This is a genomic window from Longimicrobium sp. (genome assembly GCF_036399935.1).
GTDB lineage: Bacteria > Gemmatimonadota > Gemmatimonadetes > Longimicrobiales > Longimicrobiaceae > Longimicrobium.
The window spans coordinates 34442-59724 of sequence record NZ_DASWMD010000047.1; the positions used below are offsets into that span (position 1 = coordinate 34442).

General features: G+C 70.9%; 21 protein-coding genes. 5 read left to right on the plus strand and 16 right to left on the minus strand.

Annotated elements, in window-relative coordinates; translation table 11 throughout:
• Positions 1-807 carry a carboxypeptidase-like regulatory domain-containing protein gene (locus VGB24_RS15290; RefSeq protein WP_331073817.1) on the plus strand — a complete coding sequence of 269 codons (807 nt, stop codon included), beginning with the start codon at positions 1-3 and terminating at the stop codon, positions 805-807.
• A gap of 23 nt (positions 808-830) precedes the next feature.
• On the opposite strand, the gene VGB24_RS15295 is transcribed toward VGB24_RS15290, so the two are convergent.
• Both VGB24_RS15295 and VGB24_RS15300 read right to left on the minus strand, forming a co-directional pair.
• Positions 831-1100 (minus strand): hypothetical protein, encoded by a 270-nt coding sequence (locus tag VGB24_RS15295; protein WP_331073818.1) that lies wholly within the window; start codon positions 1098-1100, stop codon positions 831-833.
• A 34-nt stretch (positions 1101-1134) separates the two neighbouring features.
• A complete protein-coding gene (locus VGB24_RS15300; RefSeq protein ID WP_331073819.1) occupies positions 1135-1611 on the minus strand; it encodes a hypothetical protein in 477 nt (158 codons plus the stop codon).
• A 212-nt stretch (positions 1612-1823) separates the two neighbouring features.
• Between VGB24_RS15300 and VGB24_RS15305 the strand changes: the two genes are divergently transcribed.
• The 4 genes from VGB24_RS15305 (at position 1824) to VGB24_RS15320 (ending at position 6765) form a co-directional block, all read left to right on the plus strand.
• Positions 1824-2363, plus strand: a complete 540-nt coding sequence (locus tag VGB24_RS15305; protein WP_331073820.1) for an RsbRD N-terminal domain-containing protein — start codon at positions 1824-1826, stop codon at positions 2361-2363.
• Positions 2364-2453: 90 nt separating this feature from the next.
• Positions 2454-3023, plus strand: coding sequence for a hypothetical protein (locus VGB24_RS15310; RefSeq protein ID WP_331073821.1), 570 nt, complete (start codon positions 2454-2456; stop codon positions 3021-3023).
• 239 nt (positions 3024-3262) lie between these two features.
• Complete coding sequence (locus VGB24_RS15315) at positions 3263-5347, plus strand: hypothetical protein (protein ID WP_331073822.1); 2085 nt, start codon at positions 3263-3265, stop codon at positions 5345-5347.
• Positions 5344-6765: an acyl-CoA reductase gene (locus tag VGB24_RS15320; protein WP_331073823.1), complete on the plus strand. Its 1422-nt coding sequence runs from the start codon at positions 5344-5346 to the stop codon at positions 6763-6765. The genes VGB24_RS15315 and VGB24_RS15320 overlap by 4 nt, the downstream gene beginning before the upstream one ends.
• Positions 6766-6787: 22 nt before the next feature.
• On the opposite strand, the gene VGB24_RS15325 is transcribed toward VGB24_RS15320, so the two are convergent.
• The 14 genes from VGB24_RS15325 to tilS all read right to left on the minus strand — a co-directional run bounded on the left by VGB24_RS15325 (position 6788) and on the right by tilS (position 25077).
• Entirely contained in the window at positions 6788-8278 is a 1491-nt protein-coding gene (locus VGB24_RS15325; protein WP_331073824.1) for a putative glycoside hydrolase, read from the minus strand.
• A 155-nt stretch (positions 8279-8433) separates the two neighbouring features.
• Positions 8434-10437: a M1 family metallopeptidase gene (locus VGB24_RS15330; RefSeq protein WP_331073825.1), complete on the minus strand. Its 2004-nt coding sequence runs from the start codon at positions 10435-10437 to the stop codon at positions 8434-8436.
• A 666-nt stretch (positions 10438-11103) separates the two neighbouring features.
• The gene (locus VGB24_RS15335; RefSeq protein ID WP_414676729.1) at positions 11104-12087 is read right to left on the minus strand and encodes an RluA family pseudouridine synthase; all 984 of its coding nucleotides are present in this window, start codon (positions 12085-12087) and stop codon (positions 11104-11106) included.
• 13 nt (positions 12088-12100) lie between these two features.
• Complete coding sequence (gene lspA, locus VGB24_RS15340) at positions 12101-12643, minus strand: signal peptidase II (protein ID WP_331073827.1); 543 nt, start codon at positions 12641-12643, stop codon at positions 12101-12103.
• Positions 12640-15819, minus strand: coding sequence for an isoleucine--tRNA ligase (gene ileS / locus VGB24_RS15345; protein ID WP_331073828.1), 3180 nt, complete (start codon positions 15817-15819; stop codon positions 12640-12642). Before ileS ends, lspA begins: the two co-directional genes overlap by 4 nt.
• A 495-nt stretch (positions 15820-16314) precedes the next feature.
• On the minus strand, positions 16315-17133 hold the full coding sequence (locus VGB24_RS15350) for a purine-nucleoside phosphorylase (RefSeq protein ID WP_331073829.1): 819 nt from the start codon (positions 17131-17133) through the stop codon (positions 16315-16317).
• A gap of 2 nt (positions 17134-17135) precedes the next feature.
• Complete coding sequence (locus tag VGB24_RS15355) at positions 17136-17642, minus strand: DivIVA domain-containing protein (protein WP_331073830.1); 507 nt, start codon at positions 17640-17642, stop codon at positions 17136-17138.
• A complete protein-coding gene (locus tag VGB24_RS15360; protein ID WP_331073831.1) occupies positions 17639-18331 on the minus strand; it encodes a YggS family pyridoxal phosphate-dependent enzyme in 693 nt (230 codons plus the stop codon). The genes VGB24_RS15355 and VGB24_RS15360 overlap by 4 nt, the downstream gene beginning before the upstream one ends.
• Before the next feature lie 50 nt (positions 18332-18381).
• The gene (locus VGB24_RS15365; RefSeq protein ID WP_331073832.1) at positions 18382-19158 is read right to left on the minus strand and encodes an alpha/beta hydrolase; all 777 of its coding nucleotides are present in this window, start codon (positions 19156-19158) and stop codon (positions 18382-18384) included.
• A 26-nt stretch (positions 19159-19184) separates the two neighbouring features.
• Complete coding sequence (gene cdaA, locus VGB24_RS15370; protein ID WP_331073833.1) at positions 19185-19985, minus strand: diadenylate cyclase CdaA; 801 nt, start codon at positions 19983-19985, stop codon at positions 19185-19187.
• Positions 19982-20884, minus strand: coding sequence for a dihydropteroate synthase (gene folP, locus VGB24_RS15375; RefSeq protein ID WP_331073834.1), 903 nt, complete (start codon positions 20882-20884; stop codon positions 19982-19984). The genes cdaA and folP overlap by 4 nt, the downstream gene beginning before the upstream one ends.
• A gap of 177 nt (positions 20885-21061) precedes the next feature.
• Positions 21062-23062 carry an ATP-dependent zinc metalloprotease FtsH gene (gene ftsH / locus VGB24_RS15380; RefSeq protein WP_331073835.1) on the minus strand — a complete coding sequence of 667 codons (2001 nt, stop codon included), beginning with the start codon at positions 23060-23062 and terminating at the stop codon, positions 21062-21064.
• 79 nt (positions 23063-23141) lie between these two features.
• Positions 23142-23702 (minus strand): hypoxanthine phosphoribosyltransferase, encoded by a 561-nt coding sequence (gene hpt / locus VGB24_RS15385; protein ID WP_331073836.1) that lies wholly within the window; start codon positions 23700-23702, stop codon positions 23142-23144.
• Entirely contained in the window at positions 23695-25077 is a 1383-nt protein-coding gene (gene tilS / locus VGB24_RS15390) for a tRNA lysidine(34) synthetase TilS (protein ID WP_331073837.1), read from the minus strand. Before tilS ends, hpt begins: the two co-directional genes overlap by 8 nt.
• Positions 25078-25283 lie beyond the last annotated feature (206 nt).

Consider the following 25283-nt stretch of genomic DNA (forward strand, 5'->3'; position numbering starts at 1 on the left):
ATGACTACACTCCGTGCCGCCCTGATCGCGCTCGCCGCTCTCGTTCTCGGCGTTCCGCTGCACGCGCAGTCCATTCGGGGCCGCGTGGTGGATGCGGCAGGCGAGGGCGTGCCCGAGGCGAGCGTCGTGGCGACGGGAGGAGGGGGCCGGCAGCAGGGGGTCCGCACGGGTGCCGACGGCGCGTTCGTGCTGGCGTTGCGCGGGCCGGGCGTGTACCGGCTGAACGTTATGCGCACCGGGTACGCCCCTGCCACGTCGGGCGAGATCACCGTGTCGGCCGCGGAGGCGGTGGAAGTGGCGGTGCGTGTGGCGGCCCAGCCGCTGGGTCTGGAGGCGGTGACGGTGACCGGCCGGCAGGGCCCCCGGCGCATCGCGTCGCTGGAGCCCACCGGGTTCTACGATCGCGAAGCGACGGGGTTCGGGCGATTCATGCGCCGCGAAGAGATCGAGCGCCGGCGGGGGGCGCGGCTGGCCCAGCTGCTGGACGACGTGCAGGGCATCCGCCTGTACCGCGACCGCCGCGGCACCGAGTACGTGACCTTTACCTCTCAGCAGTCCAACGGCGCCATCCGCCGCGCGCAGGCGGGGGAGGCCGACGTGTGCCTGCCAGTGATGTACCTGGACGGCACGATGGTGTCGCAAGGCGCGGCGAACGGACCCGGCGGCGTTTCCATCAACGACCTGGTGCAGACGGAAGCCATCGAGGCGATCGAGGCGTACGGCAACGCCTCGCGCATTCCGCCGCAGTACAACGGCAGCAACTCCGCGTGTGGCGTAATCCTCATCTGGACACGGTCGGGGAACTGAACCCAGCTCCCCGTCGCGGCAAGTCAGTGAGCGGCGGTGGATGCCGGAGTCGTGTAGCAGTAGCCCACCCAGCCGCGCTGGTGCACACGCCGGGTGATCGTCGCGTCGCCGGGAAGCTGCGACCCGTCCGTCGGCTCGCCGTCGAAGAACTTCTCTCCGCGCCCCAGGCAGGGGCTCCGGCCGGTGCTGCCGTACCTGGGCGCTCCGGGTTCCGCGGGCGTGCTGGACGACGCGGGCGCGCAGCCGCTCACCACGGCGCCGAGGATCGCGAACAAGGGGATGAGCCTGGGCATCGGCGTCTCGTCGTGGTGGAAGGGTGACGGTTCGTCAGGATCGTCCCGCGGCAACCCGCGCTGCATGCTGGACCCCGGACCGCGGCTGCCCGCCAGGAGAGGCGCCGCACTCGCCGATCACCTGCGACACTTCGGTCGCAAGCACTTCGTCGGACTCGAGCCGCCTCTGGTAGCTCGCGGGCTCGCGAAGTGTAACTCCGGGAACGCTGACCTCCCTGCCGGACTTGGTGTACAGGCGCTCGCCGCGCACATGAAGCGCCGGTGACACGTTCTTGTCAAGGGTGACGTTCACCAGGTGTTCCACCCGGTGCACCCACACGCTGTCGACGGTGCGCCGGGCCCAGAAAGCGCTGCTTCCAGGCGCGGGTTCGGCGGCGTATCCCAGGCGTTCCAGCGATTCCCGCGCGCAGGCAAGCGCGTTCTCCGGTGCCGCGGCGCTCTGGTGCACGGCGGGCGGCACGCAGGCCGACAACAGAACCACGGGAACGACGAGGGCGATGGAAAGGCGCATGGTCTTCGCTCGCTGGGTGGGTCGAGGGGGGTGTGGACGCCCGTCCAGGAACGCGGAATTCGTGCCCGCCCGCACCGTGCGGCTCTGCTCGCGAGACGCCGGCCCGGCCGTCTCTTTCCGCGGACAGGGGCGTATCCTTTTGGTGACGCTACCCGCCCGACGCGCCGCATGCTAGCTTCCCTGGCGAGAGCGGGCCCCCAGCAGAAACGGAAATGACGGACACGGGACACCAGTTCTACACCGAGCGCGAGATCCGCGACCTGGGAAGCGCCGTCGACCAGCTGCGGGTGGGCCGCGAGGCGGTGCTGCGCGACTGGATGGAGCGTGTGCGCGCCAACCAGGCCATGGCCACGGGCCAGGCCCTGGCCGAGCCGCTGCTGCTGGACCACATGCCGCAGCTGTTCGACGCCATCCTGGACCGGCTGGAGATCAACCGCTCGCGCGAAGACGCCGAGCAGTTCGCCACGGTGCACGGCTTCGCCCGGCGGCTGACGGGCTACAACATCGTCGAGACGGTGCTGGAGCTGCTGATGTTCCGCCGCGCCATCTGGTCGCACCTGACCGCCGTGGGCGCGCGGGTGGAGGGGGCGTACGCGGCCATGGAGCAGATCGACGGGATGGTGGACCGCGCCGTCCTTTCGTCGCTGAACGCGTACCTGGACCCGAACGCCGCCATGCTGCAGCGCGGCGCCCTGACCCCCGAGGCGGAAGCCGGGGCCCCCGCCGCCGACGGCGAGATTCCCGTGGCGTGAACGGTGGACCCGTGCGGCAGGCGCGCGGGTACACGCATCCGCCGGGGCCGTAGCCCCGTGACCTTGCGACCCTTTCAGAGTGCCTTGACCATGCGACTTCTTCTGACCCGTGCCGCCGCGCTCGGCGCGCTGACGCTGCTGGCCGCGTGCGGCGACGGCGGCACCACCCCGAACACGCGCCTGACGGCCGCCCAGGTGGCGGGCACGTACCAGGTGTGCGAGCTCCGGTTCTCGCCCGCCAACACCATCCTGCCGACGGCGGACCTGCTGACGGCCACGGTGGATACCACGCCGCCCACCGGCCGCCCCGAGTTCACCCTGGCGCTCTCGCAGGACGGCAAGTTCGACCTCGTGTACACGCGCGGGTCCGACGCCTTCCTGCAGCAGGCGCGTGGAGACGTGGGCTACGGCGCGCAGCACGTGTCCCTCAGCCTGCCGTCGAACTCGGAGATCACGTCGGAGCTGCTGCTGCCGCGGCCGCTGAACCTGCGCTTCACCGGCACCGGCGGAAGCCGGCTGACGGCCGAGGTGTCGGACAACCTGCAGTACCCCGTGAACCGCGCCGACTACGCCCGCGCGGCGGGGGTGAGCGACGAGGGGCTGCAGCCCACCATCAACGGCCGCCTGACCGCCACGCTCGCCGTGAACGGCTGCAGCTGAACGAAGGTACGGCAACGACGGGCACACCGGCCCGGGACGCGCGCGATGGCTGACGGCGCACAGTCCGCGCAGGCGGACTTCGTGACGTTCCAGCCGCGGTTTCAACCGCCATCGCGAGGCGGGTGATCGTGAGCGCGATTTTCCCGTGCGATGTGCCCCGTCAGGCAGGCCGAATCGGATGAACAACCCAGCGGGTCCGGCGTGGATGGCCGGACCCGTGTCGTCAGATAGGGAATCCCATGCGAGCTTTGTTGATGCGGATGGCGATGGGCGCGGCGGCGTTGGGGGCGGGGTTGGCCGAGCCGCCGGCCGCCGCGGCGCAGGCGGACGGCGAGTGGAACTCGCCGCGCGCGCTGGAGCTGGTGTCGCGCGCCCAGCACCGGCGGCAGGTGACCCAGGCCGACACCGGCATGGCCGACTACCAGGCCGACGCCCGGGGCTACGTCTATTTCTACCTGGACCGCATGGACATCGGCGAGCGCAACCTGGTGAAGACCGACCAGGTGGCGCTCGACGTGTACTGGAAGGCGCCCAACCTTTCCAAGCAGCGCATCATCGGCCTGCGCGACGAGCGCGCCTTGCCCACCAACATCCGCTACCACGAAGACCACCTGACGGTGGTGCAGGACAACTTCGGCGACCTCATCCGCCTGGGCGACGGCGACGAGGTGGCCGACGTGCCGCACCCCGCGTCGCCCGGGGCGGCGGCCGTCTACCACTACCGCCTGGTGGATTCCACCAGCATCCGCCTTCCCGGCGTGAGCGAGCCGGTGCGCGTGTACAAGCTCGAGGTGCGCCCGCTGGACCCGTCCGGCGCCGCCATGGTGGGCTCCATCTTCGTGGACCGCCGCGCCGGCGACATCGTGCGGATGGACTTCACCTTCACGCCGGTGGCGTACGTCGACAAGTTCCTGGACTACATCAACATCCGCATGGAGAACGGGCTCTTCAAGGGCCGGTTCTGGCTTCCCATCCAGCAGCAGGTAGAGCTTCGGCGGCAGCTTCCCGAGCTGGGGCTCCCCGCCGGGGGCGTCATCCGCGGCACCATGCGCGTCAGCAACTACCGCTTCAACCAGGGGCTGGACGACGCCCTGTTCCGCGGCCGGCGCGTGGTCTCCGTCCCCGTGCAGCAGCGCGAGGCCTTCGCCTTCGAAGAGGCCATCGACGCCGAATTGCGCGAGGAAGGGATCAGCCCCGGCACCGAGCTCGGCGACGTGCGTCGGCAGGCCGCCGAGCTGATGGGCCGGCGCCTGCTGAGCGGACTTCCCGCCAATCGCATCGACGTGGGGAACGCGTCGCAGGCGCTCCGCTTCAACCGCGCGGAGGGGCTGGCCCTCGGCGCGGGGTACCGCTGGCGGCAGACGGAGGGAACCACGCTCGCCGTCCGCGCCGGCCTGGCGACCGGCCCCATGCAGCCGTTCGCCAGCGTCGACGCGTGGAGCGGGTCCCTGCCCAGCCGCGTCGGCGTGGGGCTGTACCTCAACCAGACGCGCGACGTGGGCGTGGGCCCGGCCATCTCCGGCGCGATGAACACCGTGACCGGGCTCATCGCCGGCTACGACTTCACCGATCCGTACTTCGTCACGGGCGCCGAGGTGCGGATGGACCGCGGCGTCCGCGGCGGATGGACGATGCCCGTGCGCGTGCGGGCGGAGAGGCACCGGCAGGCCACGGTGGCCGCGGACTACGCGCTGCTGGGTGGCACGAACTTCCGCGACGTGCCCCGGGTCGAGGAGGGCACGTTCTTCGGCGGGTCCATCGGGGTGCGGCGCGAGGTGCCGGCGCAGGTGGCCCGGGGCTGGTCGATGGGCGTGACCGTGGACGGGGGGCACCTTGACCCGTCCCTCCTCGATCGCGACTTCCAGTTCGTCCGCCCGCGCGTGGACGCGGGACTGCGGCTGCGCTTCGGCGGAGGGGAGGACGTCGCGGTCGAGGGCTCGGCCGGCACCTCGCTGGGCGACGTGCCCCCGCAGGCGAAGTGGGCGCTGGGGGGCCGAGGCACGGTGCCGGGCTACGCCTTCCGCTCGTACGGGGGCGAGGCCTTCGCTTTTTCCCGGGCCACGGCCGCGGCCGACCTGTGGAGCCCGTTCCTGCGTGGCCGGGTGTTCGCCGCCGCCGGGGGAGCCTGGCAGGGGGAGGGCGACATCGTCCTGTACGACGTGGCCCCAGAGCCCCGGTACCGCACGGGGACGATGATGTCCGTGGGCGCGGGCGTCGGCATTCTGTACGACATCCTGCGGATCGACGTGGCGCGCGGGCTGGGGCGGTACGGGCAGTGGGAGGTGATCGTGGAGGCCAATCCGCAGTTTTGGGACTTCCTGTGACCGTCCGCGCGCCCGTCATCGACGCCTTTCACCTTCCGGCGCTGGAGCATCCGCGCGCGACCACCTGGTCGTACGGCAAGGGCGACGATGCCTTCGAGGTGCGCATCCCGCGCCTGTCGCCCGCGGACCTCAAGCGGCAGGTGGAGGCGCTCGTCCTGGCGCGCGACCGCCACCTGGCGCACCGCCCGGTGGCGGAAATCGTCGGGGTGATCGACGCGGTCGCCGCGCGGCTGCTGGACCTGGGCGATCCGCTGCGGCAGGCGGCGGAGCGGGCGCTTCCCGCGGTCACCGCCTACTCGGCCCCGATGATCCGCCTGGTGCTGGACCGCATGGCGGCGGACTGGCGCGCGCCCCGCCTGCGCGAGCTGCTCCGCGCCGAGTTCGGCGATCCGCGGGTGCTGGACGGCTTTCGCCCCGCGCCCCGCAGCAACGGCCTTCACGCCGCGTTCGGGCCGCGGCTGGCGGTGCACGTGTTCAGCGGCAACGTCCCTGGCGTGGCGGTGACGTCGCTCGTTCGCTCGCTGCTGCTGAAGTCCGCCACGCTGGGCAAGGCCGCCGTGGGCGAGCCGCTGCTGGCCGCGCTGTTCGCGCGCGGCGTGGCCGAAGCGGACGCGGAGCTGGGGCAGTGCCTGGCGGTGACGTACTGGCCCGGCGGGGACGAGGCGATGGAGCGCGCCGCCCTGGACGCGGCCGACGCCGTCGTGGTGTACGGCGGCGCGGACGCGGTGGCCACCATCCGCAGCCGCACGCCGGTGACCGCGCGGTTCGTGGGATACGGGCCCAAGGTGTCGTTCGGCGTGGTCGGCCGTGGTTTTCTCGGAGAAAACGAGGCACGGGAGGCGGCCCGCGGGGCGGCGCTGGACGCGTCCACCTTCGACCAGCAGGGGTGCGTGTCGCCGCACCTGTTCTACGTGGAGGAAGGCGGCCCCGTGTCGCCGGACGGGTGGGCGGCGATGCTGGCGGAGGAGATGGCGGCGGTGGAGGGCGAGCTGCCGCGCGGCGTGCTGGCCCCGGGCGAATCGTCGTCCATCCGCCAGCTCCGCGCCGAAGCCGAGTTCGCGGAAGCGGGTGGAGGCGGCGTGCGGCTCCACGCGTCGGCGGAGGGAACGGCGTGGACGGTGGTCTTCGATCCCAAGCCCGACTTTTCGGCCTCGTGCCTGAACCGGGTGATCCGGGTGAAGCCCGTGGCCTCGCTGGCCGACGTCCCCGCGCTCGTCGAGCGGTTCGGGCCCGTGCTGCAGACCGTCGGCGTGGCGGCGGACGAGGAATCCACGCGCGTCCTGGCGGAGGCGCTGGCCCGCATTGGCGCCAGCCGGTTCACGAGCTTCGGGCGGATGGCGTGGCCGCCGCCCTGGTGGCACCACGACGGCCGCCCGCCGTTGCGCGAGCTCGCGCGCTGGGCCGACATCGAGGGCTAGGCCACAAGAGTCGTTCTCCGTTCTACGGACTTCGCTGCGCGGGACTGCCGGGGCTCGTCTGCCCGCCCGCCGCGGGAGTGCCGGAGGCAGACGGCGCGGCCTCGGCCGGGGCGTTCTGCCCCGGCGTTACGGCGGCGGGCGCGGCACCCGGCTCGGGGCGCCCGGTCTTGGCCGCCTGCGCCGCGGCGGGATCGACCACGTCGCCGCGCGCCTGCTGCACCGCCTTCGCCCGCCCCTGCCCCATGCCTTCGCGCTCGAACTGGTTGAGCCACGCCATCACGTCCGGCGGCGGCGTGTACGAGGCCACCTTGTGCGACCGCGCCTCGCCCTGCTCCAGCCCGGCCACGATGTGCTCGTAGTTGCTGCCGGGGTGCCAGAGCACCCAGTCCTCCAGCCCCACGTCGTACACGCCCTTCTTCTGCTGCCGAAGCTGCTCCGCCCCGTACTTCTGGTGGTTGCGGCCCAGCCACGGCGCGCTGAACGCCTGCAGCCAGGGCATGATGCGCGCGGGCTGCACCCCCGCCTCCTGCAGCTTGTCGTTGCGCCACCGCGCCATCCCGGCAGACTTGAACAGCACCTCGTACGGCATCAGGTCAGGCTTCCGCACGCCGGGCAGGTGCGTGGGAAAGTAGTGCGAGGGATACATCATGGGCAGGATGTGGTCAGCGATGGCGCTGATCGTTTCCCACTGCTGCCCGATGTTCACGTCGCTCCCCTCGTTGGGCGACAGGCCGAACACGTCCGCCGTCACCGTGACGCCCAGCGGATGCAGCCGGCGCCGCGCCTCGAGCAGGAACGCGGCGATGGCGTCCGTCCGGTCGCCCCGGGCCTTGGGGTGCACCTGCGCCGGAAGGCTCTTGTACGGCTCGGCGAAGCGCACGTAGTCGAACTGGATCTCGTCGAACCCCAGCTTCGCCACCTCTTCGGCGATGTCGAGGTTGTAGTCCCACACTTCCTCGTCCCAGGGGCTCACCCAGGTGTTGCCTGCCTTGTCCACCCACAGGCCGCCGCTGGGGTTCTTGACCGACCAGTTCGGACGCGCCTTGGACAGGATGGGGTCCTTGAAGACGACGATGCGCGCGATCGTCCAGATGCCGTGCGCGTGCAGGGTGTCGGTGAACGCCTTGGGATTGCGGATGGTGATCTCGCTGTCCTCCGTCATCTCGTTCTGGAGGGCCAGGTTGCTCACGTAGTGCAGCCCGCGCTCGTCCTTGACGTCCACGACGAAGGCGTTGATCTCGGTCTGGTCGGCGATCTCGATCAGCCGCTTGCGGTGCACGCCGGATCCGGCCTTGTACGCGTTGACGTACAGCCCGCGGATGATCGGCGGCGCCTTGCCGCGCGGGGAGCGGGTGGCCTGCGGCTGCGCCGGCGCCGCGCTGTCGCCCTTGGCCGCCTGCGCGCTGTCGCCTCCCGCGCCCTTCTCGCCGGCCCCGCCCCCATCCCCGCCGCACGCGGCCAGAACGACCGCGAGCGGCACCATCGCGAGCCGGCGAACACTGATCATCGACATGCTTTTCCGAGCTTGATTGTGGACCCTGGATGCGCCTGAACGCGCGCCCTGCGGAGCGGCGGCAAGGTTCGCGCCGGGGGCAACGGACGGGGGCGGCGCCCACGCCGTGGACGCCGCCCCCTCGTCATCCCTGCCCGCAGTCACCGTCGGCGCAGTTACCGGCCCGGCGTCCAGGCGTTGTTCCGCCGGTTGGCGTCGGGGAAGTACCGCAGCGGGTCGATCTCCACCCGCGTCACGGTGCCCGACACCGGGATGGTCACCGTCTGCACGCGCGTGGACGGGTTCAGCCACTGGTCGATGGTGATGGTGTGCGTCACCGTCTGCCCGCCGCTAGTGGTGACCACGATCTCCGCCGGCGCGGGCGCCTGCCCCACGTCGCGCACCGTCACCTGCACGCCGTTGGCGGTGGGCCGCACGTCGCTCAGCGCGTGGTCCAGCGTGACGGTGCGGTACCAGAACGGGTACCAGAACCAGTCCAGGTCTCGCCCGGCCACCCGCTCCATGGTGTTGAAGAAGTCCCACGGGTACGGGTGCTTGAACTGCCAGTCGCGCGAGTACTGCCGCATCCCCGCAAAGAACACCGAGTCGCCCAGCGTGCGCTGAAGCGAGCGCAGCAGCGTGCCCGGCTTGCTGTACGCCGACACCCCGAACGCCGGCCCGAACACCAGGTCGATGTGCCTCATCAGCGGCGCCTCGCCCTTGTCGCCCGCGATCTCCAGGTACGACTCGCGCGGCACTTCGAAGGGGTCGTGGTTGGGGAAGAAGTCCTTGGTCGCGCGGTTCTCGTTGAAGGTGGTGAAGCCCTCGTCCATCCACGCGAACGCGGCCTCGTCCTGGCCCACCATCATGGGAAACCACTCGTGGCCCACCTCGTGGGCGATCACCTCGTACAGCCCCAGGCGCTCCTCCGGCCGGCCGATGAACACCAGCATCGGGTACTCCATGCCGTACACCGGGCCCTCGGAGATGGTGATCTGCGGATACGCGTACGGAACCATCTCGCGGCTGAAGTACTCCATGGAGTGCTCGCCGAACCGCGCCGCCCCCTCCCAGTGCGGCGCGCCGGGGCGGTACAGCGAGTGAACCATCACGTCGCGCGTGCCGCCACCCGGCGCGGGAATCTGGGCGCGCAGCGCGTCCCACTGGTAGCGGTTGGAGGTGGCCCAGGCGAAGTCGCGCACGTCTTGCGCGGTGAACCGCCACGTCACGCGGCCGTTCGTTCCCGGGGCGGTGCCCTGCCCCAGCTGGTTGCGCCGCAGCACGGTGACGGTGCTGTCGCTGCGCGCGGCGACCTCCAGCTGCCGCCGCACGTCGGCCGACAGCACCTCCTGCGGGTTCTGCAGCGTGCCCGTGGCGCCGATCAGGTACCCGGCGGGCAGCGTGAGCGACACGTCGAAGTCGCCGTACTCCAGGTAGAACTCGCCCTCGCTGCGATAGGGCGTCACGTCCTGCCCTGCCACGTCGTCGAACACGGCGATCTGCGGATACCACTGGGCGATCTGGAACACCCGGCCGCCCAGCGCGTCTTCCCACCCGGTGCGGGGCGCGCCCATGGGCGGCACCACGAAGGTCCACGCCACGTCGAAGATGGCGCTGTCGCCGGCCGCGATGGGGCGCGGCAGCAGCACGCGCGACAGGGTGCCGCCGGCCAGGTAGCCCACGCTGGCGCGCTGCTCCCGCTGGTTCGCCTCGTACTGGCCCTGGGTGAGGGGGCCCAGCGTGTCGCCGTTGAACGAGAACGACGTCAGCTGGATGCCGCCGGTGTTGAACGGGCTGCGCGGGCCGGTGAAGCCCTCGGTGAACAGGTTCTGGTACAGGTTGAAGCGCACCTCGGCCAGGGCCACGGGCGAGCGGTTGTGGTACACGATGCGCTCGCGCCCGGTCAGCCGCCGCCGCTCGGGGTCCAGCTCCGCCTGGATGCTGTAGCGCACGCGCTGCTGCCAGTAGCGCTGCCCGGGGACGCCGGTGGTGCTGCGGGTGCCGGCCTGCAGGGCGCGCTGGTACTCCTCCGGCACTTCCACGGTGCGCACGAAGGGGCGGCCCGCCGTGTCGAGCGCCGCGCCCTGCGGCAGCGGCGCGATGATGGGCTCTGATACCGGCGCGCAGGCGCCCAGGACAAGCACGGCCAGCAGGGCCGTGCGGCTGACGATGGTTTGCAACGTATGAACTCCCGGTCTGATGTGCGGGACTGCGGGTAGGTACACGCGGATCAAATCTCTTGCCACGGGCGAATTACGCGGGCCCGCAGAGCGACGCGGGACGCCGACGAGCGTGGCGGGCCGAAGATCGCGGCGGAGTCACGGGCGGGGGCCAGGGGCGGGTGAACCCACATCTGGAACAGCGGAAAGCCCCGACACGGCCGCTGTCGCGTCCGTTCGGGGCTTCACCTGCACGCACGCCGCACCTGCCGAAGCGCGAGCGCCAACGTGACACGCTCAACATCCACCGGAAGCGCACCTGTCATCCCGACGGAGCGGCCACGGTGAACCTGCCCCCACACCGTGGACGGCAGCGACCGAGGGATCCGCCACACACCACGCGTCCCGCTCGGCAGCAGCGGAAACACCCACCTCGGATTTTCTCCGCCGGTGAAGGCGTCAGGTTCGCCGGGGGCGCCCCATAAGAATGACAATCGTGGTTCGGCAGACCAGGTGCGCGTGCGGTTGAAGCCCCGGGCGGGACGCGACAGCGGCCCGAGCCGGGGCTTACCGCTTTCCCAGCTGCGGGTTCACCCGCTCACGGAGCCGCGGTGCACTCCGAGGCTTGTGTGCGCTTCGATGGCTGTGTGGCGGATCCCTCAGTCGCTGCGGTCTTCCGCGCGGACGTCAGGGTTCGCCGGGGCCGCTCCCTCGGGATGACAGATCGGGAGGCGCGTTCTCGGCCCCGCGCGCCCATTCGGCCGCGGCGGCGAGGTCCGGGGGAAGAGGCGAATCGAAGCGCATCGCCTCGCCCGTGCGGGGGTGCGTGAAGCGCAGCTCCGTCGCGTGAAGGAACTGCCGCGGCGTGCGGCGGGCCAGCCCCGCCGCCCACCCGCGCTCCGGCCCGCCGAACCCCTTGTGCCGCTCCGGCCCATAGGTGCGGTCGCCCACCACCGGGTGACCCAGGTGCAGCAGGTGCACGCGGATCTGGTGGGTGCGCCCCGTGTCCAGCTCCGCGCGCACCAGGTCCGCCGCGCGCCACCGCTCCAGCCGGATGAACTTCGTGCGCGCCGGCCGCCCGTCCTCCACCACCGCCATCTTCCTCCGATCGGTGTGATGCCGGCCGATGGGCGCGTCCACCGGCACCACGTCCGCGGCCAGGCGGCCCCACGCCGCCACCAGGTACGCGCGCCGGATCCGCCGCGCCTTCAGCTCGTCGGAAAGAGCGCGGTGGGCGTCGTCGTTCTTGGCGACCACCAGCAGCCCCGACGTGTCCTTGTCCAGCCGGTGCACGATCCCCGGCCGCAGCACGCCGCCGATTCCCGACAGGTCGTGCACCGCATGAAGCAGCGCGTTCACCAGCGTGCCCTGCGGGTTGCCGGGCGCGGGGTGGACGACCAGGCCGGGGGGCTTGTCGATCACCAGCAGGTCGTCGTCCTGGTAGACGATGGCGAGAGGGATGTTCTGCGCGGCGAGCGGGGAGGGCGCGGGCGGGGGGATGCGCACCTGCACGCGGTCTCCCGGCACGGGGCGGTCGCGCTTTTTGGGGACGGCGCCGTTCAGCAGGACGCGGCCGTCCTCGATCAGCTGCGCGGCGCGGGAGCGCGAAACATCCAGCCGCGCCGCCAGCCAGCTGTCCAGCCGGTCGCGCGCCTCGTCGCCGGCCACCAGCTCGACGGCATCGTCAGGAACCGTCAGGTTTCTTCTCCATCTGCTGCTCCTCGCGCCAGAGCGAAACCGCCAGCATCAGCGCCCCCACCGTCACCCCGATGTCGGCCACGTTGAACACCGGCCAGCGCATGGTGCCGAACCCGAAATCGAAGAAGTCGATCACCCCGCGCGACGAGCGGACGCGGTCGATCAGGTTGCCGATGGCCCCGCCCGTCACCAGGGGGATGGCGATCAGCCGCATCTTGTCGGACCACGGCGTCGTCCGGTACATCATGTACAGCAGCACCGCCGCGGCGACGGGAAGGATGCTGAACGCGATGCGCGACCAGTCGCCCAGGTGCAGCCCGAAGGCCGCGCCGCGGTTGTAGATGTACGTCAGGCGAAAGAAGTCGCCGATCACCGGCACCGGGTCGTACAGCCGCAGGGTGCGCTGCACGATGACCTTGGTGACCTGGTCCAGCACCACCCAGCCGATCACCAGCCCCAGGTACAGCGCCATCTTCCGCCGCGCCTCGTCGGCCGGCGTGCCCACGCTCGTCGTTGCTTCCGCCATCATCCGTCCTGTTTCGGAACCCGGGCGATTCCCACCGTGCCGGTCACCCCGTCGAGATCCACCTCGCGCATCGCCTCGTATCCCTCGTCGGTCACCGACCCGCTCTCCACCGCCACCCCCAGCGTTTCGCGGGCCACGAACTCGCCCCACTCCCGCGCCACGTCCAGGATCTCCCCGTCCCCGAAGATCCCCAGGCGGATGCGGTCGCTGACCTCGAAGCCCGATTCCTTGCGCAGGTTCTGCACCCGGTTCACCAGCTCGCGCGCCAGCCCCTCCAGCCGCAGCTCTGGGGTGATGGTGGGGTCCAGCGCCACGGTGAAGCTGGCCTCGGCCTCCACGTGGAAATCGCCCTCCGCCGTCTGCACCAGGTCGAACTCGGCGTCCGTCAGCGCGAAGGTGAGCGGCTGCCCCGTCTGCCCGTCCGCGTACGAGATCTCCACCGGCTCGCCACGCCGGAACGCCGCGAGCGAGGCGGACGACAGCGTGCGGATGGCCGAGGCGGCCGCCTGCGTGTTCTTGCCGTGCACCTTGCCGATGCCCTTGAAGTTGGGCTTGGCGCTGAACGACACCAGGTCTTCGGCGTGGTCCATGAACTTCACCGCGCGCACGTTCAGCTCGTCGCGGAGGATGCCGAGCAGCGTCTCGTCCACCTCGTACCCGTCCGGCACCACCGCGTACACCGTTCCCAGCGGCTGGCGCACCTTGATGCCCACCGACTCGCGCGCCGCGCGGCCCAGCGTCGACAGCGTGCGCACCGCCTGCATCCCGCGCTCCAGCTTCTCGTCGCGCGCGGCCGTGTCGATGGATGGAAAGTCCGCCAGGTGCACCGAGGTGCCGGTGAGCGCGCGGTGCAGCCAGTCGGCCAGGAACGGAGCGACCGGCGCCATCAGCCCGGCCGTGGCCACCAGCGCCGTGTGCAGCGTGGCGAAGGCGGCGCGCGTGTCGGCCTGGTCGGCGCTCCCCCAGAAGCGGTCGCGCGAACGGCGCACGTACCAGTTGCTCAGGTCGTCGGCGATGAATCCCGACACCGCGCGAACGGCGCGCGTCAGGTTGTAGTCCTCCAGGTCCTGCGTCACCTCGGCCGTCACCGTCGCCAGCCGGGAAAGCAGCCAGCGGTCCAGCACCCCGCGATCGGCCGGCGCCGCCACGTCGCCGTCCGCCGAGAAGCCCTCGAGGTTGGCGTACATCGCGAAGAAGCGGTACGTCTGGCGCAGCGTGTCGAACGTCTTGCGCTGCACCTCCTTGACGCCTTCGGGATCGAAGCGCTTGGGAAGCGAGGGGTTGGACGAGGACAGCAGGTACCAGCGGAGCGCGTCGGCCCCGAACTCGCCGATGGCCTCCCACGGGTTCACCGTGTTGCCCTTGGACTTCGACATCTTCAGACCCTTGGCGTCGAGCACCAGGTCGTTGACGACCACGTTGCGGTACGCCGGCCCACGGCCCAGCAGCGTGCTGATGGCCAGGAGCGAGTAGAACCATCCGCGCGTCTGGTCTACGCCTTCGGAGATGAAGTCGCCCGGAAACTGGCTTTCCTGCAGTTCCTTGTTCTCGAACGGGTAGTGGTGCTGGGCGAACGGCATGGCGCCGGAATCGAACCAGACGTCGATCACCTCCGGCGTGCGCTTCATCGTTCCGCCGCACTCGCAGGGGAACGTCACCTCGTCCACGTACGGGCGGTGCGGATCGGGAAGCTCGGCCAGCCCCGACTTTTCACGCAGCTCACTGAACGAGCCGATGAAGTGGATGTGCGATGGATCGCGCTCGCACACCCAGGCCGGCAGCGGCGTGCCCCAGTAGCGGCTGCGGCTGATGGCCCAGTCGACGTTGTTCTCCAGCCACTCGCCGAACCGCCCCGTACCCATCTCCGGCGGAAACCAGCGGACCTCTGCGTTGTTCGCCAGGAGCTGGTCGCGGACGCTGGTCGTGCGGATGAACCACGAGTCGCGCGCCATGTACAGCAGCGGGCTTCCGCAGCGCCAGCAGTGCGGGTAGCTGTGCTCTTCCTTCGACGACTTGAAGACGCGTCCGCGGCGCTTGAGCTCGATCACCAGCTCGGTGTCGGCGTCCTTGACGAACTGGCCGCCCACCAGCGGGATGTCTTCGCGGAACCGACCGCGCTCGTCCACGGGCATGATGATCGGCAGGCCGACCTCCTGCCCCAGCTTGTAGTCGTCGGCGCCGAACGCCACGGCGGTGTGCACGATGCCCGTGCCGTCCTCGGCCGTCACCCAGTCGGCGCCGTACACCTTCCACGCGCGCGCCACCGTCTCGTCGTCGAAGCCCACCGGGTGCGCCCAGTCCAGCGGCCGCTGGTAGCCCAGGCCGATCAGCTCCGACGCCGGGAAGGTGCGCGCCATCCCGTCCTCCGAGCCAAACAGCGGCGCCACGCGGGCGCGGGCCAGCACGTAGCGGCGGTCCTCGTGCGCGACCTCGGCGTACTCCAGCTCGGGATTCACGGCGAACGCCACGTTGCTGACCACGGTCCACGGCGTGGTCGTCCAGACGAGGAACTCGCGGCCGTCCGGCTGCCCGTCAGCCCCCACGATGGGCGCGGTGAAGTACAGCGACGGGTCCTTGACGTCCTTGTAGCCCTGCGCCAGCTCGTGCGACGACAGGCCGGTGCCGCAGCGCGGACAGTAGGGCAGCACCTTGTGGCCCTTGTAGAACAGGCCCCGGTCGGCGATCTGCTTGAGCAGCCACCACACGGACTCGATGTAGTCCGGGTGATAGGTGACGTACGGCTTGGAATAGTCCAGCCAGTAGCCGATGCGGGCCGAAAAGCGCTCCCACTCTTCGGTGTAGGTGAGCACGCTTTCGCGGCACACCTCGTTGAAGCGCGCGATGCCGATCTCCTCGATCTCCCGCTTGCCGCTGATGCCGAGCTTCTTTTCCGCCTCGATCTCCACCGGCAGGCCGTGCGTGTCCCACCCCGCCATGCGGGGCACGAAGCGACCCTGCATGGTGCGGAAGCGCGCCACGGTGTCCTTGATGGTGCGCGACATCATGTGGTGAATGCCGGGGCGGCCGTTGGCCGTGGGCGGGCCTTCGTAGAACGTGAACGGCTTGCCGTCCGCGGTCCGCTGCAGCGACTGGCGGAAGGTGTCCTCCGCCTGCCACTGGCCCAGGACCTCGTCTTCCAGCGCGTTGACGGACGAGGGGAGCTCGGGAAATTTCTTCATCGACCGATCTGATGACACGCCCTCAAGGCGTTTAAACGGGCACGAACGCGGAATATAAGCAACCAGGCAAGCGCCGCCTATCCGCGCCGCCCCGATCGCCTAACACCGAAGTCTGTCATCCAGAGGCCCAAGCGCACCGAACTCACCCGCACGCCACTCCATGCGGGCCGAAGGATCTTGCCTGCGTCACATCTCAACTAGGGCGCGGCAGCGGCACGAAAACCTGAGACGCGTCAGCCGAGCATTGTGTGGTGCCGAAGCCTGCTGGGGCGAATGAATTCGCGGCAACAACTACACGAAGTCTGCCTTCGCGGACTGGCTTGCCCGGGTGCACTCTGCACCTTGGTGGCGCGCCCGAACTCAAGCCTCCCGGGGTTTGGGAGGCTTCCCGCAGTGTGCGGCGGAGCGGCGGATTCATCCGCTCCTTGCAGGGACACGAAAAGGCCGGGGATCTCCAGCCCCCGGCCTCACTTACCCAACCTGCAGATGCCCGGCCTACAGCCGTTCGACCACGCCCTCCACCAGCGCCGTCAGGTTCGGCTCGGCGGCGCCGGCGACGGCGATGATCTTCCGGATGTCGGCCACTTCCAGCGCATCCGGCAGGCACTGGTCGGTGATGATGGAAACGCCCATCACCCGCATGCCGCCGTGGATGGCTACGATCACCTCCGGCACCGTCGACATCCCCACCACGTCGGCGCCCATCATCCGCAGCATGCGGTACTCGGCACGTGTCTCCAGGTTGGGCCCGGCCACGGCCACGTAGACGCCGCGCCGCAGCGTGATCCCCCGCTCCAGTGCCACCTCCACCGCAATCCGCCGCAGCTCGGCGTCGTACACGGCCGACATGTCGGGAAAGCGCGGCCCCAGCTCGTCCAGGTTGGGGCCGATCAGCGGGTTGTCGCCCAGCAGGTTGATGTGGTCGGCGATCAGCACCAGGTCGCCGGGTCCCCACAACGGGTTCATCCCCCCGCACGCGTTGGAGACGACGAGCGTGTCCGCGCCCAGCGCCCGCATCACGCGCACGGGAAAGGCCGCCTGCTGAAGGGTGTAGCCCTCGTAGCGATGGAAGCGCCCCTGCATCGCCACCACCGGCTTGCCGCCCAGCCACCCCAGCAGCAGCCGCCCCGTGTGCGTCTCGACGGTGGACAACGGAAAGTGGGGGATCTCGGCGTAGGGAATCTCCGCCTCTACCTCGATGCGCTCCGCCAGCCCGCCCAGCCCCGTGCCCAAAATGATGGCCACGCGCGGCTCCAGCGTGCTCCGGCCGCGGATCTCCGCGACCGCGGCCGCGATCTGCTCTCTCACATCCACGGTCAGTGCCCCTGCGCCTCGGGATCCTCGTCCCCCCGGCCGACGGCGGAGGTGCGCTCTTCCTCCTGCTCGATCTCCGTCAGCTGCCGCTCCACGAGGGCGCGGAACAGGCGAAGGAAGCGCACGCGCTGGCCCTGCAGGCGGCGCAGGGTCTCCGCCGCCATCGTGGCCTGGCGGCGCGCCTCGCCCACGATGCGGTCGGCCTCGGCGCGGGCCTCGCGCAGCACCAGATCGGCCTCGCGGGCGGCCTGTTCGCGCATCTCCTCGCGAAGCTGCTGGGCGGAAACGAGGGCCTCGTTCATGGCGCGCTCGCGGTCGCGGTAGGCGGCGATGGATTCGGCCATCCCCTCCACGCGAACGCTCAGCCCGGCGTTTTCGCGCACCAGCTCCTCAAAGCGCTGGGCGACGGTGTCCAGGTAGTCGTCCACGGAACCGGCGTCGTACCCGCGGACGACCTTCCGGAAGTCGCCCTTCTTCTTTCGTACGTCCAGCGGCGTGAGATCGATCATCGCCCGCGCTCTCCAAAGAGGGTCGAGCCCACGCGGACGAGGGTGCTTCCCTCTTCCACCGCGATCTCGTAGTCGTTGCTCATGCCCATCGAAAGCTGCCGTCCCAGGGCGGGAACCTGCCGCGCCCCCTCGTCGCACAGCCGCCGCGCCGCGGCGAAGGTGCGCCGGATGACGGCCTGGTCGTCGGTGAACGGCGCCATGGTCATCATCCCCCGCAGCCGCAGGCCCGGCAGCTCCGCCATCCGCGCGACGGCATCCACCGCCTCGTCGGCCGCCAGCCCGAACTTGCTCTCCTCGCCCGAGGTGTTCACCTGGACGAGCGCATCCACCGTCGTCCCCGCGCGCTGCGCCTCCTTCGAAAGCGCTTCGGCCAGGCGCAGCGAGTCCAGCGAGTGCACCAGGTCGGCGAGCTCCACCGCCTTGCCTGCCTTGTTGCGCTGAAGGTGGCCGATCAGGTGCCAGCGCACGGCCGTGCGGCCCACGACGGCCACCTTGTCCTCCATCTCCTGCACGCGGTTCTCGCCCACGTCGGCGAGCCCCGCGGCGATCGCGGCCTGCACGATCTCTGGCGGATGCGTCTTGGTGACGGCCACGAGCGTCACGTCGCCGGTGCGCCCGGCGCGCTGCATCGCCCGCTCGATCCCCTCCCGAACCTCCGCAACCCGCGCGGCCAGCATTTCGGCGTTCATGCGGACGATTGTATGTCGTTGCGGGGGCGGTAGCAAGCGAGGCGGGAACGTCAGCGCAGGCCGTGGAGAAGGTCCACCAGCTCGCGCGGGGCGGTGGTCTGGGGATTGTGGCCGGCCGGCATCTGCAGCACGGTCCAGCCGCGCGCGCGGGCGCGGTCCGCGTACATCGAGAACGCGTCCGTCTGCTTGCCGGGCTCCATCGTCAGGATGTACGTGGCGGGGAGGCCGCGGCCGGGTGGATGGGCGAGCAGCAGCGGATCGGCGAAGCTGCGGTAGGGATGCGGAACGTCCCATGGCGGGTCGCGCGCCGGCTCCAGCCATGGCGGCACGATCATCCCGAAGCGCGACCAGCTTGCGAGGGTGGAGTCGCGCAGTGGCGAGCCGAGGCTCAGCACGCTCTCCCCGTGCTCCGGCAGGTACGCATCCAGGTACACCAAGTGGCTGATGCGGTCCGGCACCTGGTCCGCCACCCCGGTGATCACCATCCCGCCGTAGCTGTGCCCTACGAGGACGACGCCGCGCAGGTCCTCGTAGACCAGCGTGTTGACGACGTCGCGCACGTGCGTGCCCAGCCCCACCTCGGGCGAACCCAGGTGCACGCGCTCGCCCAGGCCGGTGAGCGTCGGGCGGTAGACGGTGTGCCCGCGGGCGGTCAGCAGCGAATCCACGCGCTTCCAAGCCCATCCCCCGCCCCACGCGCCGTGCACGATGACGAACGTCTTCCGCGCTGGATCGGGCGCATCCTGCGCGGCGGCGCGGCTCCTCGGGGTGCCGAGGAGAACGAGCGCCGCCAGGAACAGCAGGCAGGTGCGTCGGAGAGAAGACATGCGGAGGTCCGGGGCGCGAAGCGGGATCAGTCGCCGGTGAGGACGCCGCGACGCTCCACGCCCCCGGGGGCGCCCTCGTTCAGCATCTTCTCCAACTGGTCGGGCGTCAGGTGGCGGTGCAGGCGGCCGGCGTGGGCCAGGGAGATGGCGCCCGTCTCTTCCGACACCACGACGACCATCGCGTCCGTCTCTTCCGAAAGGCCCAAGGCGGCGCGGTGGCGCGTGCCCAGCGTGCGGTCGTCCAAGACGGACTGGGTGAGCGGCAGGATGACCCCCGCCGCCACGATCTGGTCGCCGCGGATGACCGCCGCGCCGTCGTGGAGCAGCGAGTACGGGGTAAAGATGTTCAGCAGCAGCGCGTCGGACACGCGGGCCTGCAGGGCGGTGCCCGATTCCAGGTACTCGCCCAGCCCCACCTCGCGCTCCACGGCGATGATGGCGCCCACCTTGCCGCGCGACATCTCTTCCACCGCCTGCGACACCTCTTCCGCCACCTGCATCTGCTCCAGCCGCGAGAACACGCGCAGGAGCCGGTTCTGCCCCAACTGGGCGAGCGCGCTGCGAAGCTCCGGCTGAAAGACGATGAGCGCGGCGATCACGCCGAACTCGAATACGCGCTCCAGCAGGTACTCCAGCAGCGACAGGTTCAGCACCCGCGCGGCGCCGTAGGTGGCAACGATGGCGAAGATGCCCAGCAGCATCTGGATGGCGCGCGTCCCCGCCAGCACCCGCAGCACGCGGTAGACGACGACGGCGACCACCAGGATCTCGAGGAGATCCTTCCAGTCGGGCGCCAGGAAGCCGAAGCGGTCCACCAGGCCGTTCACGGGCCCTCCGCCGACAGCCGCAGCACCGCGTGCGCCACGTCCAGCGCATGGCGGGTGGAGCGGACGTCGTGCACACGGAAGATGCGGGCACCCCGCGCCAGCCCGGCCACGCACGCGCCCACGCCCCCTGCGTCGCGCGCGTCCGCCGGAACGCCGCCGAGCAGGGCGCCGATGAATGACTTACGCGACGCGCCCAGGAGCACGGGCCGTCCCAGCCGCCGTTCGAGGCGCGCCAGGCCGGCGATCAGCTCCAGGTTCTGCTCCGCGGTCTTGGCGAACCCTATGCCGGGGTCCAGCACGACCCGTTCGCGCGCGATCCCGGCCCGGTCCGCGCGCTCCAGCGCCTGCTCCAGCTCCGCCGCCACGTCGTCCACCACGTCCCCGTAGTCCGTCATCCGCTGCATGGTTTCGGGCGTGCCGCGCATGTGCATCAGCACCAGCCCGGCGCCGGAGGGGGCCACGATCCCGGCCATCCGCGCGTCGCCCAGCGCCGAGACGTCGTTGATGACGTCCGCGCCGCCGTCCAGCGCCTCGCGAGCCACCTCCGCCTTGCGGGTGTCGATGGAGACGGGGATGTCGAGCTCGCCCTTGATGGCCCGCAGCACAGGCACGACGCGCGCCGCCTCTTCGTCTGCGGAGACGGCGGGGGCGCCGGGGCGGGTGGATTCGCCGCCGACATCGATCAGGTCCACGCCGTCCTCCGCCATCCGCCGCGCCTGGTCCACGGCGCGGGCCGGGTCCAGGAACCGGCCCCCGTCGCTGAAGCTGTCGGGGGTCACGTTCAGGATGCCCATCACCAGCGGCCGCTCCAGCGAAAGCGCCCGCCCGCGGATCGCCCACACGTCGTTGGAGACGGTCGGCAGAACCGGTAGATCGAGACGTGCGCTGGAATTGGCCATGGGGCCGAAAGTATCGAACGCAAAAGCGCCAAGGCAAGCGCGCGCGACAGGCCCCGCGAGAGACGTTTCACGCGGAGGACGCAGAGATGAAAGAGAGGACGCAGAGAAAAGAATGGCTTTTCTCTGCGTCCTCCTTCTGTTCTCTGCGTCCTCTGCGTGAAACCTTCTGTTGCTGGATTACGCGAGCCGCGGCTTCAGCCCCTCGATGCCGCCGGCGGGCTTGGGCCGGTCCGGCGCGGGCGCAGGCAGGCCCGCGAGGTCGGGCGGGCCCGGCTCGTCCAGCGGCTTCAGCGGCGGCAGCTCCTTGCCGGCGGCCAGCAGCAGCACGTCGTCGCGCGTCAGCGTCTCGCGCTCCAGCAGCTGGTTGGCCACCGCGTGAAGCAGGTCGATGTTCTCGCGCAGGGTGTCGCGCGCTCGGCCCAGCGCCTCGTTCAGTACGCGCCCCACCTCGGCATCCACCAGCTCCGACATCTTTTCCGACACCTCGCGCCGCTGGCCGATGTCGCGCCCCAGGAACACCTCGTGCTCACCCTCGGCGATGGCCACGGGGCCCACGGCGTCGCTCAGCCCCCACTGCGTCACGTAGCGCCGGGCGATGCGGGTGGCCTGCTGGATGTCGCCGGAGGCGCCGGTGGTCACCCGGTCGCGCCCGAACACCAGCTCCTCGGCCGCGCGCCCGCCGTACGTCATCACCAGCTTGGCCTCCAGCTGCTGGCGGGTGACGGACACCCGGTCGTCCTCCGGCAGGGTGAAGGCCAGCCCCAGCGCCCGCCCGCGCGGGATGATGGTCACCTTGTGCAGCGGGTCGTTCCCCGGAATGGTGACCGTGCAGACGGCGTGGCCGGCCTCGTGGTACGCGGTCAGCCGGCGCTCCTCGTCCTTCATGACGAAGGAGCGGCGCTCGGCGCCCAGCATCACCTTGTCCTTGGCCTCCTCGAAGTCGCCCATGTACACCTTGTCGCGCCCGCGGCGGGCGGCGAGCAGGGCGGCCTCGTTCACCAGGTTGGCCAGGTCGGCGCCCGCCATTCCGGGGGTGCCGCGCGCCAGCACGTTCACGTCCACGTCGGGCGCGGTGGGCACCTTCTTCATGTGCACCTTGAGGATGCCCTCGCGGCCGCGCAGGTCCGGCAGGTCCACCACGATCTGGCGGTCGAAGCGGCCGGGGCGCAGCAGCGCCGGGTCCAGCACGTCGGGGCGGTTGGTGGCGGCCACCAGGATCACCCCGTCGTTCCCCTCGAACCCGTCCATCTCCACCAGCAGCTGGTTCAGCGTCTGCTCGCGCTCGTCGTGCCCGCCGCCCAAGCCGGCGCCGCGGTGGCGGCCCACGGCGTCGATCTCGTCGATGAAGATGATGCAGGGCGCGTGGCTCTTGCCCTGCTCGAACAGGTCGCGCACGCGGCTGGCGCCCACGCCCACGAACATCTCCACGAAGTCCGATCCCGACATGCTGAAGAAGGGTCGCCCGGCCTCACCCGCCACGGCGCGCGCAAGCAGCGTCTTGCCGGTGCCCGGAGGGCCCACGAGCAGCGCGCCCTTGGGAATGCGCCCGCCCAGCCGGCCGAACTTCTTGGGGTCCTTCAAAAACTCCACGATCTCCTGCAGCTCGGCCTTGGCCTCGTCGGCGCCGGCCACGTCGTCGAAGCTCACCTTGGGGGTGTCGCCCGACAGCATGCGCGCCTTGCTCTTGCCGAACTGGAAGGCCTTGTTGCCGCTGGCCTGCATCTGCCGCATGAAGAAGATCCACAGGGCGATGATCAGCAGCCAGGGGAGCGACGCCAGGAGCAGCCGCCCCACGCCCACGGCCGGCTCGCGCGCACTGATGCGCACGTTGGCGGCCTCGAGCGCGGTGATCATGTCCTCGGAGTCGCGGACGGGCGCGCGGGTGCGGAAGCGGTGGAAGCGCTGCAGCTGCTCACCCGTGCCGCGCGTCCAGGGCTGCTTGACCCGCCCCTCCACCATCACGCCGTCGATGACCGTCACCGAGTCGACGTTGCCCTTCTTGAGCTCGGCCTTGAACTCGGAGTACGCGATGTCGCGCACCGGCTCGGCGCGGCGGCTGGTGAGCTGAACGGTAAGGATGGACACCATCACCAGCACCAGCCAGAACCCGGCGGTGCGCGTGACGCGGCCCAGCTTGGGCGGCTGGGGCTTGGAAGTGCCCTTTTCTTCGTCTGCCATGGACTGCTTTTTCCCTTCCGGGGCCGCGGCGGGCGCGGAGTCCCGTCGCGCGAATAATCAGGTCAGCCGGCCCGGCCGCTCAGGGGTCGATCACCCCGATGAACGGCAGGTTCCGGTAGAATTCCGAATGGTCCAGCCCGTACCCGATGACGAACTCCAGCGGGCAGTCGAAGCCCAGCCAGCGCGGCTCCTGCGCCAGGTTGCTGGCGATGTGCTTGTGAAGCAGCGCGCAGATCTCCAGCGACTTGATGTTGCGCCCCCGGAGCAGCGGGATCAGGCGGTTGAGGGTGGTGCCGCTGTCGACGATGTCTTCCACCAGCACCACGTGCTTGCCTTCGATGCTGGCCGGCGTTTCGTACAGCAGGTTCACCTGGCCGGAGCTGGTGGTGCCGCTGCCGTAGCTGGAGGCGACCAGGAAGTCCACCTCCATGGGCCGGTTGATGCTGCGCACCAGGTCGCTCAAAAAGATGAACGATCCCTTGAGGGTGCCCAGCACCAGCAGTTCCTCGTCGCGCGGATAGGCCTCGGTGATCTGGGCGCCGATCTCCCGCACCCGCTGGGCGATCTGTTCGGCGCTGAACAGCACCCGAGATACGGAGTGCCCGCCGGTGCGGGCCAGGTTGAGCTCGGTGTCAGACATCGGAGACCAGAAGAGTGATGGCCCGTTCCCCGGGCCGGGGCGCCAGGCCGGCGGCGGCACCCACCCCGGGCACCCACAGCACGGACCCGGCGGCGTCGGCCAGCACGGGCGCGGCGCGGCGCGCGCCCACGGGCATGCGCGCCTCGCCGAACAGCTTCCTGAGCGGGCGCGTTCCCGCCCGCGTGCGCATCCGGTCGCCCGGCATCCATCCCCGCAGCGACAGCGGCCAGGCCACGCGGTCCGCGGCGATGCACACGGTGGCGGAATCCGCCTCGCCCCCGGGCCGCGCCTCGCCCTCGACCCAGCGCGCCACGCGCTCCCGGCCGCCGACGCGGAACCGGCCCTCGCCCGTGACGCTGTCGATCGCGAGGGACAGGTCGGGCGGCGGCTCCGCCGGGTTCTCGGCCGCGCGGTGAAGGCGCGCGACGCCGAACTCCGTGGTGATCAGTACGCCACCCGCAAGCCGAAGGGTCCGTCCGCTGGGTGCCTGGCTGATAAACTCAAGCGCCGCGCGGGTTCCCGCCCGGTCGGGGACGGTGGCCAGCCGGCGCAGCGCGGCACGGAGCAGTCGGGCGGCGACGGGCCAATCATAAGCCGCGAAGCGCTCGCGAACAAGCAGCACCGCCCCGTCTTCTTCGTGCACCGCCTCGGCCAGCAGCGGCGCGAGCACGGCTTCCCAGGCGGCCTCGTCTTCGCGGGCCAGCTGGGCCAAGCGCACCAGGCTGGCACGCGCGCCAGCCGCCACCGTACGCTCGATCCGCGGGAGCAGCCCGCGGCGGATGCGGTTGCGCGCCGGGTCCAGCGACCGGTTGCTGGGATCGTCGCGCCAGCGCAGCCCCGCGGCGCGCGTGTAATGGCGGAGCTCCGCGCGCCAGAACGGAAGGAGCGGGCGGATCAGCCCCGTCGCGTCCACCGGGGGGATTCCGGCCAGCCCGTGGATGCCCGTGCCGCGCAGCACGCGAAAGAGCACGGTCTCGGCCTGGTCGTCGGCGTGGTGGGCCGTGGCCAGGTGGGTGGCACCGGCCCCGGCCTGCGCCGCGCGCAGGAATGCGTACCGCGCGTCGCGGGCGGCTTCCTCCGTCCGCGGCGGAGGGTCTGCGCGCGCTTCGGAGAGAGGGATGCCCCAGGCGCGGCAGAGACCCCGGACCCAGCGCGCATCAGCTTCACTGCCGGGGCGCATGCCGTGGTCGAAGTGGGCGGCGGACAGCGTCATCGTGGGATCGTCCGCCGCGAAGCGCAGCAGGTGCAGCAGCGCCACCGAATCCATGCCGCCCGACACCGCCACCATCACGTGCGCGCCGGTGCCCCGGACGCCCAGCGCCTCGAGGTTCCTGCGGACGCGGTGGTCGAGCGGAGGTGGAGGGGTGCGGGGCATTCCCGGGGGGGTGATGGAGGATCGGGAGGAGCGGGGTTCGACTGGCCGGGTGGCCGTCCGCGGCGCCCCCCTCTCCCAACCTCTCCCCCGCAAACTGCGCGGGGGAGAGGCGTCAGTTCGTTGGGCGTGGGGAGTGCCGTGCGTCGGCTGGCATCGCTGGCGGGCTCGGTGCGGTTCGGTGGCTGCGGCGCAGTCCCCGGCTGCCC

What these genes read in the sequence shown, in the direction of transcription:
- VGB24_RS15300 (WP_331073819.1), bottom strand. Translation starts at nt 1,611, where the DNA reads ATGCGCCTTTCCATCGCCCTCGTCGTTCCCGTGGTTCTGTTGTCGGCC.
- VGB24_RS15290 (WP_331073817.1), top strand. Translation starts at nt 1, where the DNA reads ATGACTACACTCCGTGCCGCCCTGATCGCGCTCGCCGCTCTCGTTCTC.
- VGB24_RS15310 (WP_331073821.1), top strand. Translation starts at nt 2,454, where the DNA reads ATGCGACTTCTTCTGACCCGTGCCGCCGCGCTCGGCGCGCTGACGCTG.
- VGB24_RS15365 (WP_331073832.1), bottom strand. Translation starts at nt 19,158, where the DNA reads ATGTCTTCTCTCCGACGCACCTGCCTGCTGTTCCTGGCGGCGCTCGTT.
- VGB24_RS15325 (WP_331073824.1), bottom strand. Translation starts at nt 8,278, where the DNA reads ATGTCGATGATCAGTGTTCGCCGGCTCGCGATGGTGCCGCTCGCGGTC.
- tilS (WP_331073837.1), bottom strand. Translation starts at nt 25,077, where the DNA reads ATGCCCCGCACCCCTCCACCTCCGCTCGACCACCGCGTCCGCAGGAAC.
- ftsH (WP_331073835.1), bottom strand. Translation starts at nt 23,062, where the DNA reads ATGGCAGACGAAGAAAAGGGCACTTCCAAGCCCCAGCCGCCCAAGCTG.
- lspA (WP_331073827.1), bottom strand. Translation starts at nt 12,643, where the DNA reads ATGATGGCGGAAGCAACGACGAGCGTGGGCACGCCGGCCGACGAGGCG.
- folP (WP_331073834.1), bottom strand. Translation starts at nt 20,884, where the DNA reads ATGGCCAATTCCAGCGCACGTCTCGATCTACCGGTTCTGCCGACCGTC.
- VGB24_RS15360 (WP_331073831.1), bottom strand. Translation starts at nt 18,331, where the DNA reads ATGAACGCCGAAATGCTGGCCGCGCGGGTTGCGGAGGTTCGGGAGGGG.
- VGB24_RS15315 (WP_331073822.1), top strand. Translation starts at nt 3,263, where the DNA reads ATGCGAGCTTTGTTGATGCGGATGGCGATGGGCGCGGCGGCGTTGGGG.
- VGB24_RS15305 (WP_331073820.1), top strand. Translation starts at nt 1,824, where the DNA reads ATGACGGACACGGGACACCAGTTCTACACCGAGCGCGAGATCCGCGAC.
- hpt (WP_331073836.1), bottom strand. Translation starts at nt 23,702, where the DNA reads ATGTCTGACACCGAGCTCAACCTGGCCCGCACCGGCGGGCACTCCGTA.
- VGB24_RS15355 (WP_331073830.1), bottom strand. Translation starts at nt 17,642, where the DNA reads ATGATCGATCTCACGCCGCTGGACGTACGAAAGAAGAAGGGCGACTTC.
- VGB24_RS15295 (WP_331073818.1), bottom strand. Translation starts at nt 1,100, where the DNA reads ATGCCCAGGCTCATCCCCTTGTTCGCGATCCTCGGCGCCGTGGTGAGC.
- ileS (WP_331073828.1), bottom strand. Translation starts at nt 15,819, where the DNA reads ATGAAGAAATTTCCCGAGCTCCCCTCGTCCGTCAACGCGCTGGAAGAC.